The organism is Halomonas sp. C22, assembly GCF_007655045.1.
Taxonomy (GTDB): Bacteria; Pseudomonadota; Gammaproteobacteria; order Pseudomonadales; family Halomonadaceae; genus Vreelandella; species Vreelandella hamiltonii.
The window spans coordinates 131098-145929 of the sequence record NZ_VBVC01000002.1; the positions used below are offsets into that span (position 1 = coordinate 131098).

General features: G+C 55.9%; 14 protein-coding genes and 2 pseudogenes. 5 read left to right on the forward strand and 11 right to left on the reverse strand.

Annotated features, from left to right (window positions below; all coding sequences use genetic code 11):
- Positions 1–76 precede the first annotated feature (76 nt).
- Both argB and slmA read left to right on the forward strand, forming a co-directional pair.
- The gene (gene argB, locus FEU76_RS03865) at positions 77–976 is read left to right on the forward strand and encodes an acetylglutamate kinase (protein ID WP_039175214.1); all 900 of its coding nucleotides are present in this window, start codon (positions 77–79) and stop codon (positions 974–976) included.
- A 21-nt stretch (positions 977–997) separates the two neighbouring features.
- Positions 998–1606, forward strand: coding sequence for a nucleoid occlusion factor SlmA (gene slmA / locus FEU76_RS03870; RefSeq protein ID WP_039175213.1), 609 nt, complete (start codon positions 998–1000; stop codon positions 1604–1606).
- 140 nt (positions 1607–1746) lie between these two features.
- On the opposite strand, the gene FEU76_RS03875 is transcribed toward slmA, so the two are convergent.
- The 4 genes from FEU76_RS03875 to FEU76_RS03890 all read right to left on the reverse strand — a co-directional run bounded on the left by FEU76_RS03875 (position 1747) and on the right by FEU76_RS03890 (position 4518).
- Positions 1747–2340 carry a hypothetical protein gene (locus FEU76_RS03875; protein ID WP_144980493.1) on the reverse strand — a complete coding sequence of 198 codons (594 nt, stop codon included), beginning with the start codon at positions 2338–2340 and terminating at the stop codon, positions 1747–1749.
- A 142-nt stretch (positions 2341–2482) separates the two neighbouring features.
- Positions 2483–2692 carry a hypothetical protein gene (locus FEU76_RS03880; RefSeq protein ID WP_081195091.1) on the reverse strand — a complete coding sequence of 70 codons (210 nt, stop codon included), beginning with the start codon at positions 2690–2692 and terminating at the stop codon, positions 2483–2485.
- Positions 2693–2698: 6 nt separating this feature from the next.
- A complete protein-coding gene (locus FEU76_RS03885) occupies positions 2699–3052 on the reverse strand; it encodes a hypothetical protein (RefSeq protein WP_144980495.1) in 354 nt (117 codons plus the stop codon).
- Positions 3053–3174: 122 nt separating this feature from the next.
- Positions 3175–4518, reverse strand: a complete 1344-nt coding sequence (locus tag FEU76_RS03890; protein ID WP_144980498.1) for a UDP-glucose dehydrogenase family protein — start codon at positions 4516–4518, stop codon at positions 3175–3177.
- 257 nt (positions 4519–4775) lie between these two features.
- On the opposite strand from FEU76_RS03890, the gene FEU76_RS03895 reads away from it, so the two are divergent.
- Positions 4776–5768: an Rpn family recombination-promoting nuclease/putative transposase gene (locus FEU76_RS03895; protein ID WP_144980500.1), complete on the forward strand. Its 993-nt coding sequence runs from the start codon at positions 4776–4778 to the stop codon at positions 5766–5768.
- Between the two features lie 409 nt (positions 5769–6177).
- Here FEU76_RS03895 and FEU76_RS03905 read toward each other — a convergent pair whose 3' ends face one another.
- From FEU76_RS03905 to fliD (FEU76_RS03925), 6 genes and pseudogenes are all read right to left on the reverse strand, one after another.
- A complete protein-coding gene (locus FEU76_RS03905) occupies positions 6178–6414 on the reverse strand; it encodes a hypothetical protein (RefSeq protein WP_144980503.1) in 237 nt (78 codons plus the stop codon).
- A 47-nt stretch (positions 6415–6461) separates the two neighbouring features.
- Positions 6462–6887, reverse strand: a complete 426-nt coding sequence (locus FEU76_RS03910; RefSeq protein WP_144980506.1) for a hypothetical protein — start codon at positions 6885–6887, stop codon at positions 6462–6464.
- Between the two features lie 232 nt (positions 6888–7119).
- Positions 7120–7383, reverse strand: a pseudogene (locus FEU76_RS18800) (flagellin); the annotation flags it as partial.
- 30 nt (positions 7384–7413) lie between these two features.
- Positions 7414–8901, reverse strand: a pseudogene (locus tag FEU76_RS03915) (flagellin N-terminal helical domain-containing protein); the annotation flags it as partial.
- Between the two features lie 279 nt (positions 8902–9180).
- Positions 9181–10584 carry a flagellar filament capping protein FliD gene (fliD, locus tag FEU76_RS03920; RefSeq protein WP_144980511.1) on the reverse strand — a complete coding sequence of 468 codons (1404 nt, stop codon included), beginning with the start codon at positions 10582–10584 and terminating at the stop codon, positions 9181–9183.
- 235 nt (positions 10585–10819) lie between these two features.
- Complete coding sequence (gene fliD / locus FEU76_RS03925; RefSeq protein WP_144980514.1) at positions 10820–12163, reverse strand: flagellar filament capping protein FliD; 1344 nt, start codon at positions 12161–12163, stop codon at positions 10820–10822.
- A gap of 331 nt (positions 12164–12494) precedes the next feature.
- Between fliD (FEU76_RS03925) and FEU76_RS03930 the strand changes: the two genes are divergently transcribed.
- Together FEU76_RS03930 and FEU76_RS03935 are read left to right on the forward strand one after the other, a co-directional pair.
- On the forward strand, positions 12495–12815 hold the full coding sequence (locus tag FEU76_RS03930; protein ID WP_144980517.1) for a hypothetical protein: 321 nt from the start codon (positions 12495–12497) through the stop codon (positions 12813–12815).
- Between the two features lie 395 nt (positions 12816–13210).
- Positions 13211–14224, forward strand: a complete 1014-nt coding sequence (locus tag FEU76_RS03935) for a serine hydrolase domain-containing protein (RefSeq protein ID WP_144980520.1) — start codon at positions 13211–13213, stop codon at positions 14222–14224.
- Positions 14225–14255: 31 nt separating this feature from the next.
- Here the strand turns inward: FEU76_RS03935 and FEU76_RS03940 are convergent, their stop codons facing one another.
- Entirely contained in the window at positions 14256–14819 is a 564-nt protein-coding gene (locus FEU76_RS03940; protein ID WP_084123705.1) for a YqhA family protein, read from the reverse strand.
- Positions 14820–14832 lie beyond the last annotated feature (13 nt).

The following is a 14832-nucleotide window of genomic DNA, read 5'->3' on the forward strand; positions in this document are numbered from 1 at the left end:
CGCGAAGCGCACACCACCCGCGCTACGATGAAGCAGACATTAAAAGCAGATATTACTAGAGCAAAGGGACAATCTCATGAGTTCAGCTAGCCGCGACCCCAAGGTCGTTGTGGAGGTGCTATCCGAAGCCCTTCCCTACATTCAGCAGTTTTCCGGCAAGACCGTGGTCGTGAAGTACGGCGGCAACGCCATGACCGAAGATACGCTGATCGACTCCTTTGCTCGTAACATCGTGCTGATGAAAGAAGTCGGCATCAACCCCGTGGTGGTGCACGGCGGCGGCCCGCAAATTGGCAGCCTGCTGGAAAAGCTCAATATCGAATCGCGCTTCGTCAACGGCATGCGGGTCACCGACTCGCAAACCATGGATGTGGTAGAAATGGTGCTGGGCGGCCTAGTCAACAAGAGCATCGTCAACCTGATCAACCAGAGCGGCGGCAAGGCAATTGGCCTGACCGGCAAGGATGGCGCCCAGATTCGCGCCCGCCAGTTGAAGGTGGAGCATCAAAGCCCGGAAATGACCGCCCCGGAGATCATCGACATCGGCCACGTGGGGGAAGTGGAAGCGATCTCCACCGACCTGATCGAGATGCTCGCAGCCCGCGACTTCATTCCGGTCATCGCACCTATCGGCGTGGACGCCCAAGGCAACAGCTACAACATCAACGCCGACCTGGTGGCCGGTAAGCTGGCGGAAGCGCTGAACGCCGAAAAGCTGATGCTGCTGACCAACGTGGCGGGCCTGATGAACAGCGAAGGCCAGGTCATGACCGGCCTGACCACGGCCCAGGTAGACGCCCTGATTGCCGATGGCACCATCTACGGCGGCATGCTGCCGAAGATTCGCTGCGCCCTGGACGCCGTCAAGGGAGGCGTCAACAGCGCCCACATCATCGATGGCCGGGTGCCGCATGCCGTGCTGCTGGAAATTTTCACCAACGCTGGGGTAGGCACCCTGATCACCAACGCAGGCTAACTGCGACGGAGGGCAAGAGTCATGAGTGACGACCGCAAGCCTCGCCGTCGCGAGCAAATACTGCAGGCCTTGGCCATCATGCTGGAAGAGGACAGCGGCAAGCGGATCACCACCGCCGCCCTGGCCCGCCAGGTGGGGGTTTCCGAAGCGGCGCTGTACCGCCACTTCCCCAGCAAGGCGCGCATGTTCGAAGGCTTGATCGACTTCATCGAAGAGAGCATCTTCGCGCGCATTACGCGGATACTGGAAGACATTCCCGACGCCACCACCCGCTGCAGCACGATACTCTCACTGCTGTTGGGCTTTGCCGAAAAGAACCCCGGCCTGGCCCGGGTACTGGGCGGTGACGTACTCACCGGCGAAACGGCACGCTTGCGCCTGCGCGTTCACCAGCTGTTCGAACGTTTGGAGACCCAACTGAAACAAATCCTCCGCGAAGCCGAGCTGCGTGAAGGGTTGCGCCCCAGCATTCCCGCCTCCGCCGCTGCCAACCTGCTGATCGCGCAAGCCGAAGGGCGCATCGCCCAGTACGTGCGCAGCGACTTCAAACGGCTGCCCACCGAGCACTGGGAAGACCAGTGGGCGCTACTTTCCAGCCAATTGCTACAACCCAGCCCACAGCTCGCCTGACTACGGGCGCGCTTCATACACGAACAGCCTACGCATACAACGCACACGCCCTCAGGGGTAGCCATCAACTACCCCTGAGGGCGTGTGTCGTGGTGGTTGCCATGCCTCAGCCACACTGGGACAGGCATCGCCACGAAGCGTTATACCCTCGCTTGCCCTTGAATCACCGCCTCGAACCCAGCGGGGGTAATCGGTTGCTTCTCGGCATCCAACGCGGTGCCCCCCAACTTGGCCAGCTTCTTGGAAAGCGACACCAGCTTGGCCAGCTGCAGCTTGCTGGGAGCCAGCATGCGCTGGGTCTTGGCAATCTTGATGCTGACGCCCTTCACCGGCGGATGACTGGCCTGGGATTCGGTCAAGGGTGGCAACTGGCCCGACCCCAGCGCATTTTCGATCAGAATCGGCGTGCGAGAAGAATCCCCCGCCACGGCAAAGGTCTTGGTGCGCTGTTCATACACCGCACCTGCCGAACTCAATACCGCACTCAAGCGGTCGTTCAGCGCAGGCGACGGCTCGTCGAACAGCACCTTTACCTCCCAGGCCACACTTTCCTCATTCAGCAAGGCCGGGGCTTCTGGCACCACGACGGGCGGCGCCCCACCCAACGCCCCGACTGCCACCGGCACCGCGCTTGCCCGCCGTGCCAGCATCATGTACCCCGCCACACACCCACAAGTCACGCTCAACCAAAGCGCACCAATCGCCACCACCAACACCAACGTTTGGGTATCCATCGCCCTGTTCTCGTTTTGTTAGCCAAGCACCAAACTGCTTACCAGAACAGACCATAGTTCAGGGCAGGCGGTTTGCAAGCTAACATTTGGTCTAGGGGGGAGGCGTTTACTTCAAGGAAAGAGCAGCACCAGAACGCGGTGGCTAATTGAGGCCTTCTTCTACCTTCAGCATGGCCAGCGTATGGGCACGCTGCTGCTTGACGGCGGTATCCAGAATATCCAGCAGCGCCTGGTAATCTTTCGGCTGTGCTTCCTCCAGGCCGTGCTTTTCGACGTTTGCCAGCGTTTGGCGAGTATCATGTATCAGTGCTTCCAGGGCCAGAATCACTCGCTCGTGCTCGTCCGCCGTCATCACGTGTCACTCCCCCTTCTGCAGCTGCTGCACCCGCTCATATAACTGCTTGGCGCTGGCAATGGCCGTGGCTTCGTAAGCATCCAGGGTCAATAGCTGGTCGTTGGCTGGGTCCTGCATTGCAGCCTCCAGCACTGCCTGATAGCGTTTCAGCAAATGTGCCAGGTTCAAGCGAATCATGGTGAGCTCAAGCTGAAACTCCGCTTGTAGACGAGTCATTCGCTCAATGCCCGTAGGCACGGCCCCGCGAGCGGCAACGGACCCGATGGTTAGCTCGACGCGTTTTTCAACGGCGTTCAATTTGGGGATCAGTTCATTGACCACGTACAGCGCAGAAATGGTAGTGGAGTGGGGTTTCACGGGTCTCTCAGCGGCCAACGGCGCCCAAGTGGAAATAAAGCTCCACTTTACCATGCACTCGTGCTGGCCTAAGGCTGAATTAACCCCTGGTAGAGCGGGTATATTCCCACACCCTCTTGGTATTAGTGCACAACTTGCAACGAATCCCCCCGCCCTACGGCGTAGTAAATCAAGCCTGCCTGCTTGACCAACTCTGGCGCATAGAGGTTACGCCCATCCACCACAATGGGGTAGCGCAGGATGTTTTTCAGCCACTGAAAATCGACCGCTCGGAACTCCTTCCATTCGGTGCAGATCACCAGCGCATCGGCGCCTTGCAGCGCCTCTTCGCGGCTGGCGACTAACGTGAGCGCTGCCTGCTGGCTGTATAACCGCTGGCACTCTGCCATGGCTTTGGGGTCGAACGCCTGCACCTTTGCCCCAACATGCCATAGCGCCTCCATCAAGGCTCGGCTGGGGGCTTCACGCATATCATCGGTATTAGGTTTGAACGCCAACCCCCATAAGGCAATGGTTTTACCTGCCAGCTCGCCATCAAAGGCCTTTTGCAGTTTGGTGAACATACCCTCTTTTTGTCGCTGGTTCACCGCTTCCACCGCGTTCAATAATGCTGGGGTATAGCCTACCTGCTCAGCCGTGGCGGCCAGGGCTTTCACATCCTTAGGAAAGCACGAGCCCCCGTACCCACAGCCGGGGTAAATAAAGTGATAGCCAATGCGCGGGTCGGAGCCAATGCCTTTGCGCACCTCTTCAATATCTGCCCCCAAATGCTCGGCCAGGTTGGCAATCTCGTTCATAAAGCTGATTTTGGTAGCCAGCATGGCATTAGCGGCGTATTTGGTCAGCTCTGCCGAGCGAATACTCATGAACACCAATTTTTCCTGCAGGCGAATGTAGGGTGCGTAGCACTCGCGCATGAGCACCCGCACCCGCTGGCTGTCGGTGCCTACCACAATACGCGCCGCGTGGTTGAAATCCTCAATGGCGGAGCCTTCTTTCAAAAACTCCGGGTTGGAGCACACCTCAAACGGTATGCTAGCACCACGCTGCGCCAGTGCCTGAGTAACCGCTTCGTGCACACGGCCTGCGGTACCTACCGGTACGGTCGACTTCGTGACCACCACTTTTTCATCGTGCATGTAGCGGCCAATCGTGCGGGCCACGGCTAGCACATACTGCAAATCGGCGCTGCCATCTTCATCCGGCGGGGTGCCGACAGCAACGAACTGCAGCACTCCAAACGCCACCGCCACCTCAGCATCGGTGGTGAAGCGCAGCCTGCCCGCCTCATGGTTGCACTGCACCAGCTCGCTCAACCCCGGCTCGTAAATAGGCACAGTTCCACGCATTAGCTGAGTTACCTTCTCGGCATCCACATCCACACACAGCACCTGGTGGCCCACATCGGCCAGACATGCCGCCGTGACCAAGCCTACGTAGCCGCTGCCAAATACGGAAATCTTCATACCCAACCCTTCCCGGTAACATCACCCACGGCCTATGCCGACTGATGACATTCACCTTACAAAGCCCAGATGACAGGGTTGGGGCAGCGGGATGACGGTTCTATGGCGGCAGCTGGAGAAGGGCCGGGCTTTACCGCGATGACGGCGGCACCCGTGCTTGCTCAGGCAGTCGCCCAATGAATTGGCCTCCCACAGGGGGGCCTGGGTTGAGAAAGCGGGTGTTGTGGTAAAGTATCAATCCAGCTACAGGAGCCCGCATGGTCAGCAAGGTGCATAACCGTCACGATCACAGCTATAAACTGATGTTTTCGCATAAACAAATGGTGCGGGACTTGCTCACCGGCTTCGTCAAGGAAGCCTGGGTCGAGCAGCTGGATTTTAACCAAATGGAACAGGTCAGCGGCTCTTATATCACCGATGAACTGCGCGACCGTGAAGATGACATGATTTGGCGGATATGGTGGCGAGACCGCTGGCTATACGTTTATCTTCTACTGGAGTTTCAGTCATCGGAAGACAAGCACATGGCCGTGCGGATCATGAGCTACCTGGGGCTGCTGTACCAGGACCTGATTCGCCAGGACGCGTTTACCCCGAGCGGCAAGCTGCCACCTGTGTTGCCCATTGTGCTCTACAATGGAGAGAAGCGCTGGACAGCGGCACAAAACGTCGCGGATCTGGTCGAATCAGTACCGGGTGGGCTGGAGCGCTATCGCCCCCATCTTAGCTATTTGCTGATAGATGAAGGCGCTATTGTTGACGCGCCTGGGTGGACGGATGAAACGCGCAATATCGTGGCAGCGATATTTCGTATCGAGAAACATCGCGATGAAAACGATGTTTCAGACGCCATGGGGCATTTAGCAGACTGGCTCAACGGCCCAGAACAAGCCAGCTTGCGGCGGGCGATCATCGTATGGTTCTACCGAGTGTTTCTGCCCAACCGAGCCCCAGGGCTTGAATTTCCTGAGGTGAGTGATTTCACCAACTTGCATGAGGTACACGACATGCTGGCAGAGCGAATTAAAAAGTGGCCTGAGCTGTGGGAAGAAAGAGGTCGTCAGGCAGGTGAGAAGCTGGGTATTGAAAAAGGCGAGAAGCTGGGTATTCAGAAAGGCGAGAAGCTGGGTATTGAAAAAACCGCTCGCAATTTGTTGAAGCTGGGCGTGCTCAGTGACGAGCAGATAGCCGCAGCGACCGGGTTGGCGGTTGACGAGATTACCAGGCTACGCAGGGAAGATCAGCACTGATACCGAGCGACACCCTTCCTTTGCCCACAAAAGGGCAGCCACCGAATGGGGCTGCCCTTGTCGTTTCTGCCTGTTTTTTTATGCCTTCCGATGACTTGCTGCTCAACGCCCAGGCAGTCGCTCGATTGCTTTGCCACCACTGGGCTTGAGGCTTCAGTGTACCAGCGGCAGCAGCGGCTTAGAACTGGACTAGTAGGAGACGGCTTTAGCCCGCGATGACGGCGGCACCCGTGCTTGCTCAGGCAGTCGCCCAATAAATTGGCCTCCCACAGGGGGGCTTGAGCGCTACCGACCACACTTGGCCTATCTGCTTCTTGATGAAGGAGAGATTGTCAGTGGAACACTGGGTGGGAACACAACCACGACGAGCAAGACATGCTGGAGGTGCTTATAACGTTAGTCGAGTGACTCAACGCCCCAGAGCCAACGGAACTAAGACGAGCGTTTGTGGTGGAGTGCAACGACGAAGCCATCCCATGCCAACCATAGCGCCTTCGTATGCGCTGTTTAAGCGCTTCGTCCAAATCGTCAGCCGCTTGTCGTCATCCTCTGCCAGCTCTTCATCCATATCGGTTGCTTTAAAGCGGGCTAACGTGGCTTGATGCTGCAGCTCATTAATTACGCGCTGGTGGTCATCCTGTGTCATGTTGACTCTAGTTAAATAGCGGCATCAAAGGGCTAAGAAACTTTAACTCATGACTTCAACTTACTATAAAGCCTCTTTATATTGATAGTTATACCAAACAAATCTGGCTTTATCTCAACATCATTTAAAATCTTTTCAACGACTCCTGGCCCATCAGAAACCCTCTCAAACTTAGCAATGAGGCTTTCATCATTTTCTAAAACCATATTACATAGATCCTCATAAAAAATTTCCATGCTATCATAAACTTCTACAATACTACGCAAAGGAAGATATATAGCAATATCATCCTCAGCGGAAAATGAGTTGGGGTGTTTACTGGTTAGCAGGAAAGCGGCTTGATCGCTATGTCCAGCACTGACGAATTTTGAGAAGCTTTTGCTACCAAAGCCAGGGCCAGGGCCAGGGCCAGGGCCAGGGCATTTATTTTTCAACTCTCTTACAATTGACTCGTCATCAAAACCTTTAATCAAAGCTCCTTTATTTTTTAAACTCTACCCAATTAGATTGAAATTCTTCTCCACTTCACTTATTGACCCTCCCTCCCATGACTTTCCAATCAAAAATACATAAAAATTAAACCCTTCTACATCTGGGACATAATTAATACTTGATACACGATATGCCATAACAACGCCCCCGAAAACAAAAAAACGGGGCCTTTCGGCCCCGTTATATCGATCAATCAGCTTAAAAGCTAACCAATTAACCCAGCAGAGAAAGAACGTTCTGCGGGATCTGGTTGGCCTGAGCCAGTACGGAAGTGCCAGCCTGCTGCAGGATCTGCGCGCGGGTCATGTTGGCAACTTCTACTGCGTAGTCGGCGTCTTCGATGCGCGAACGAGCGGCAGAGAGGTTGGTCTCAGTGGTGCTCAGGTTCTCGATAGAGGACTCCAGACGGTTCTGGATCGCACCGAGGTCAGAGCGCAGGGCGTCAACAGTAGACAGTGCACCGTCTAGCTCGCTCAATGAAGAACGCTCAGCTTTCGTCGTAGATTCAGTGGTCAATTCACCGTCTTGGCCGACATAGTACTGAATGCCGTTGGCATCAGTGATTGCACCGCCATTATTTTCACGAACAAACAGCTCAGTTTCAGTGTTTTCTTCAGTAGTCAGGCTGCCAGCAATATCATCAGCATCTGAGAAACGAATTGCATCTACACCATTAGTAATACTTAGACCACTGCCAGACGTATCAAAAGTAAATGTCGTAGTAGAGGCGCCGCCAACATCAATACTGGCTGCTAGCGTAACAGTACCACCTTCGTTGGAGAGAATGTTCTGAACGTCACTGCTAGAGATCACCAGACCGGTAGCTGCTACACCAGCATTATCCGTGCCAGTAAAGGTAGAGTCATCGCCGAGCGTGATTGACATAGTGCTCAGCACAGAAGCAGCAGTACCGTCCATATCGATGCCGCGGACGGTAGCATCGCTAGCAGCTGTCATGAACTCGCCCATGGCTTCCACGGTTGCACGAGTCGTAGTGCCACTTGTAGAGGTAGTGATATTCCCTTGAGCGTCGAAGTGCAGTTCTTCGTTATTAGTATTGAAAATATCGCCACGTGAGTCGATCAGTACAGCGGTATCGGCGCCACCAATGTTAATAGTCGCTTCCCGCATGCCTTCTGCTGCAGAAGGAATAAGCTGCGACTCGAAGGAAGCAGCATTCAGTGTAGCGTCATAGGTGAAGTTATCATTAGCTTTACTGTAGGTGAGGTTGCCAATACTGTTAAACGTAAGCGCAGTACCAGTCTCGTCTGACAAGCCTGTCTCAGTAGTAGAGGTCAAACTGACAGTTGCATTGTTATCGAGTAAATCAAAGAACTGACCAGCAGAAATCGAGCTATTTTCTTGCTTAAGCGTGAACGTGGGTGCGGCCGCAGTGCCACCAACGGTAACGTTATCAGCTAAACGTAGGTCGCGTTCAGTTGCTGCGGCGTTAGCGATTTCACCCGCACCAGTAACGTTAAAGCCTTCTAAACCCAGTGACTTGGCATTGATTTCTTTCAAGCCAATTTCAATCACTTCACCGTCGTTTGCGCCGACTTGAATTTTCAGACCATTATCAGACTGAAGCACTTTCGTGCCGTTAAAGTCGGTTTCATCAGAGATACGGTTGATCTCAGAAAGACGCTGATTAATTTCGTTCTGGATAGACTCTAAATCGTCTTGGCTGTTGGTGCCGTTTTCAGCCTGCACTGCCAGCTCACGAATACGCTGTAAGTTGTCGTTAACCTGGTTCAGCGCTCCTTCAGCAGTCTGGGCAACGGAGATACCATCATTGGCGTTACGCTGAGCTTGGGCCAGACCAGTGATCTGGGCGGACATGCGGTTGGCAATGGCCTGACCAGCCGCATCATCTTTGGCGCTGTTGATACGCAGGCCAGAGCTCAAACGCTCCATGCTGGTTTGCAGCGCGTTCTGGCTCTTGTTCAGGTTCTGCTGACCGATCATCGAAGTGATGTTGGTGTTGATCACTGACATGGTGATACTCCTTGCGTGTGAACTGGCCGGAAGGCCCGCTGTTCGGCGACATGAAGCGCCGTTGTATTAATTAACGGCACGAGAGGGGGAATCTTTAGGGAGGGGGAAAGAGATTTGTGTAATTTTTGGTAACTGAAGGAGTAGGGCTATTTGGGGGTGGGGTAAATCGGTCGCGGGCTAAAGCCGCCTCCCACAGTTGCTGGCCTTCAGGCTGGCTGTGTGCGTTCCAGATGTGAAACGCCCCCCACAAAGGGGGGGCTGGGCGTGTATTGGGATGGATTAGCGCTTGCGGCCTAGCTGGTAGTCCAGGGCGTCGAACTGCTGGGTGAGGTAGCTGCTCATGCTGTTCATCTGGGCGATCATGGCGTCCAGCTGGCTGAACTGAGTGCGGTAGCGGGCAATGGTGCCTTCAATGGATTTTTCCATGCGCTCGAAGCGCTCGCCCAAGCTTTTAATGCGGGTTTCTGCACCGCTAATGGCCAGCTTGACCACGCCATTGTTGCTGAGCATTTGGTCGATAGTGGTGGAAAGCTTGCCTGCCAGGCCATTCTCTTTTTTATCGCCCGCGAAGAAGTCACTCAGCGCCTGGGGGTTATTGGCCACCAGATCGGATAGCTTGTCGTCATCCACTGCCAGCTTACCGTCACGCTGCAGGGTAATGCCTAGCTGGTTCAGGGTGCCTAGCTCGCCACCTTCCACGCCACCGGTCAACACGCTGCGCAAGCGGCTTTCAATGGTGCGCACGGTACTGTCGCCAACCAGTTCGCCTGCGGTTTCGCTGTCGCCTGTAAAGCTAGTCAGCTTGGCAATGGTGCCTTTCAGGTCGTTGAACGCTTTCACAAAGCCGTTGATGGCTTCGCGCTGCTTGAGGGTGTCGCGCTCGATGGTAATGGTACTGGTGGCCGTTTCGCCTTCGGCAATACTCAACTCTGCCAGGTTGAGCGTAACCCCTTGAATGGCCCCTTCGATCTGGTTTTTGGCGCTGCTGATGGCAATGCCATTGACGGTTAGCGCGGCATTTTCGCCAGAACGCTTGGTGGCGGCATCTTCGCTAAAGGGCCCTGCTACCGTTACCGCGGGGTCCTGGCTGGCATCTACAAAGCTGAAGCCTTCAATCGAAGCATCCGCACCCGTAGCCTTGGAGCTGAGCGCCAGGCGGTAGCCTTCCCCATCGTTGATGATGGTGGCGTTAACACCGGCATCCTTATGGGCGTTAATGGCGTTACGAATGGCTTCCAGGCTGCTGTTGGGGGCAATGGCAATATCGACCGAATCCGCGCCGCCAAAATTGAGCCGTATGGCAGTGGCCCCTTGCAGGTCTAGCGCGGCGTTTTTTTCACCTATGATGCGGTTAGATGCCAAGGTGCCAGAGGTGGCCAACTGCGACACCTCTACCCGGTAGCTGCCGGGCAGCGCGCTGGCGGTGGTAGTGGCTTTAATGGCATCGCCCCGCACGTTGGCGGAAAGGCTTTGGTAGAGCTTAGGGTCGTTGATTTTAGCCAGCGCATCCTGAAAACCGTTCAGCGACGTTTGCAGCTGGCCGAAAGCCGAAATTTTGGCCTGCTGCTGCTCTTTTTGGCGGGTAATGGGCACGAGCTTGCCGCGTTCCGCAGCCTGTAGCTGATCCAGCAAGCCGGTGAGATCCAGGCCAGAGCCAACGCCTAGAGAGGTTATTGTCGCCATACCGTCGTTCCTCGGTGCAAAAGGCTAAACCCATGCGCGATGAACGCGCTTGTGTCGTCGCTCCTGAAGGGGGGGGGTTAAGCAGAGCGATCAAATGTAAAGTCATTATCGGCGCATCAGCGGAAAACTTGAATGGGGTGAGTGTTTTTTTAAGCTTTGCCTGCACGTAATAAAGTATGCCAGTCACAAAAACGCCTGCTGTTTCCAGCAGGCGTAAGGTAAGGCGGGAAAGCGCTTAGCGGCGGCCCAGTTGGGCGTCCAGCGCATCGAACTGCTGGGTCAGGTAATCGCTGGTCTGGTTCATTTGGGCAATCATGCTGTCTAGCTGGCCAAACTGGGTGCGGTATCGTGCAATGGTCTGCTCGATGGTTTGCTCCATGCGCACATAGCGTTCGCCTAGGGATTCTACGCGGTTTTCAGCCCCGCTGATGGCCCCTGCCACAGCACCATTGGTGCCCAGCAATTGCGTTAGCGTCTGGTTAACCTGGCCGGCCATCCCTGCATCGCTGGCATCGCCTGCAAAGAAGGCGGAAAGCGCCTCCTGGTTGTTGGCAATTGCATCATCTAACTTGTCACTATCGACGGCCAAAGTGCCATCGCGCTGAAGGGTAATGCCAATATCGCTCAGCATGGAAAATTGGCCTTCCATACCACCGCTTAACACGCTGCGTAAGCGCGATTCAACTGTGCGCACGGCACTGTCGCCGTTCAACTCGCCAGCCACGCCGCTTTCAGGGTTGAAACTGGTAAGTTCTCCAATGGTTCCTTTCAGGTCGTTATAGGCATCCACAAAGCTGGTGATCGCTTCGCGCACGGCGCGGGTGTCTTGTTCTACGGCCACGGTGCTGGTGCCTTCTTCTTGCAGGTTGAGCGTGACCCCTTGAATGGCGCCTTCCACTTGATTAGTGGGGCTGGTGATCTCAACGCCATTGACATTGAGCAGGGCATTTTGACCAGCTTGCACCACATCGGTAGCCAGCTCACTGCCGAAGGCGGTGCCAAAGGCCACGCCTTCAATGGAAGCCGCAGCCCCCGTCTGAGTAGAACTCAATGCCAGGCGGTATGCTTCACCGTCGAAAATAATCGACGCGGAGACGCCGCTGTCTTGCTGGGCATTGATGGCATCACGCACGTCTTCCAGCGTGCTATTGGCACTGATAGCTACGTTGACATCGTCCTGGCCGGCGAAGCTTAGGGTCAGGGAGGTGTCTTCTTCGGTCAGGGCTACCGTGGCATCCGGCACGGAGGTGGTGGCCAGCGTGCCTGCGGTAGCGAGCTGGTCGACAGTGACGTTGTAAGCGCCTGGCTGGGCTTCACTATCAGCGGCGGCCGTAATGGCGCTGCCACCAACGTTGGTTGAAAGGCTTTCGTACAGGGCGCTGTCGTTAAGCGCTGCGGCTGCACTTTGAAACTGAGACATTGCGCTCTGCAGCTGGCCGTAGGCGGAAATTTTTGTTTGCTGAGTTTCCAGTTGTCGCTCGATGGGTTCCAGCTTACCCCGCTCGGCTTCTTGCAGTTGGTCTAGCAAGCCGTTGAGATCAAGCCCTGAACCGATACCCAATGATGAAATGGAAGCCATACGCTAATGTCCTTTAGTTTATACGCCTCGCTATGTGCTCCGACGCCAATGAATCGTTTAACAGTGTGCTGTATTACTAATAACCTTCGGCCATTTAACCCCAGTCTTTAGGGTTCATCCAATTTTTCATTATTTTCTTGCTGAGCGCATTGTGTTGGCAAAGGCGAATTTCAGCGGCTCACAAGTGAAATCTACGGGCTTTACGTTGCAGACATGTGGCAACCACCCTGCGCGCCGCTCATGGCTCAACATAGACCTTGGTCTAACATCCCGGCTCATTTATAATGCACCGCAGCACATCCCCTTTTCCGTGCGATTGCAGGAGTCATCCATGCCCGCAGAAGCGTTACCTAAGGCCTCCAGCGCTGCTTTTCATCTGCAACGCAGCTTGCGCCACTGCCTTTCCCGTGCTGCCGAGCTGCTTTATGAAAGCGGCCACGTCCTTGAAACCATCACCTTGTCCCAACGGGGCTTGTCCCGTCATGAGCTGAACACGCTGCGCCAGCAGCAAACTGGCTGGGCCATGTGCCAACAGGTATTGGAACAGAGCGGTGCCGCGACGTACAACAGCTATGGCCGTTGGGTGCTGACGGGCATGGGCCGCGAATTGATGTTCGATATGTTTGGCCAAGGGGCCGCCGACTGCGCTTGAATACAAGCGAATGACGCGCCTGGACAAACAAGCGGCTTGAGCCAACTGAAACCCATAAAAAAACGCCCGCTGGGGGAAGCGGGCGCTTGGCGTGCTAACGGGGATGGTGGCCCCAGGCTGCTTAACGTAAGCCCAGCAGCGAAAGGATGAACAACACCACGACAACCAGACCCACGATATAGATAATGCTACGCATAACGGCACTCCTTGCTTTAGCGTTTCATGAAAATCAAAGGGTTGCTTCTCCCTTAACAGGCCCTTCTAGCGTAGCAGGCTTTTTTGATGTTTGCGTAATTTCCTGGAATTTGGCTGATCAGGGGCCGCTGGGGAACCTTTGGCCAGGCACTGCCTCGAAGTTTAGCCTCCCCTTTTCAAGGCTCTGCCAAGGTTCTGCGATGCGTTTTCCTCTACTGGTGTCCTGCTGTTGTGCGCTCTCCTTCGTCTCGTTTTCTCTGCCGATGGCCTCTGCCAACGCCCCTGATGCCGCACGGCTTCAAGCGCTCGACGAACGCACCGCTGCGCTGCCCCGGGTGCATGCGGTGGTGGTCGCTCATGACGGGGAGATCGTGCACGAAATTCATCAGGGTGGGCCTGGGGTGGCGGCGCCTGCCAACGTGAAGTCGTTATCCAAAACCGTGCTGGCGGCCATTACGGGGGCGGCTATCGAAGCGGGCGTGATCGACTCGGTGGATCAGCCGTTGGCGAGCCTGCTGAACAGCCTGCCCAGCGATGCCGACCCACGGGTCAACGAGATCACCGTGGCCCACTTGCTTGCCCAGCAGGCAGGATTGGAGCGCACCTCGGGTAGCCACTACGGCGCCTGGGTGGCCAGCGCCAACTGGGTCAACGATGCGCTTAGCCGTCCGTTCGTCGATACCCCCGGCGGGCGCATGCTCTATTCCACGGGTACGAGCCATCTGCTCTCGGCGGCCCTCACCCATGCCAGCGGTGAAAGCACCTTGGCGCTCGCCCAACGGCTGCTGGGCGAGCCTTTGAACATCACCATTCCTGCATGGCCACGGGACCCGCAAGGCATTTACTTTGGTGGCAACGATATGCTGCTGTCGCCCCGAGCACTGGTCGAGATTGGTGAACTGTACCGCAACGATGGCGTAGTGAACGGCCAGCGGGTCTTGCCCGAAGGCTGGGTGGAGGCTTCCTGGACTGCTCGGGGCAGCTCGCCCTGGACAGGCGATGGTTACGGCTATGGCTGGTTCATCACTACCCTTGCCGACACACCAGTGATGTATGGCCGAGGCTACGGTGGCCAAGCGCTGTTCGTGGTGCCTGAGCGGGCGATGACGGTCGTGATAACGTCTGACCCCAACCCGCCCTCCCCCGGTGGCCAGTTCCAGCAGCAGTTGAATGCGCTGGTGGCGGGCCTGTTGGAAACGGAGAGCTCTCCGTAGCCCGCCACGGGCTGTTCACGGGAAGGGCGAGCTACTCGCCCTTGTGCGCCAGGCTCATCAAGTAGAGCGCGGCTGCAAGCGCCAGTACGGAAAGGGCCAGATAAATGGCCTCCAACGGTGTGCTGAAGCGGATATCCACCACGGCGCGAAAGAACTCGATAATGACGGCCAATATGACGACGCGGGCAATTTTGTCCTTGAGTTGATCCAGAGAGGCAACGTTGAAGGGGTGCGTAGGATAGCGTACTTCAGCCTGGTCGATACGGGACACGAATAGCCGATACACCCCCAACCCGAAAATCAGCAGCACGATGGCAATCAGATAAATATCCACGGCCATGATGATATTCGGCACGAGGGTGTCGTGGATATTGCGCGAGTCATCGATAAAGTAGTAATGCAGCACATCGCCCCCCACGCTCAAAATATCCAGCGTCCCGACGATGAACAGCAACAGCGACCCCATCAGGCTCGGCACCACCGCCAGCATGACGAGAAAACGGGAGTTCCATAGCGCGGTCTCTATCCACCGCTCCCAGGGCGACTGTTCATGGGGCGGCTTGGGCGCAGGAGGAGGAAGAGCATTGTTGTTCATGGCGGTCGAAGCG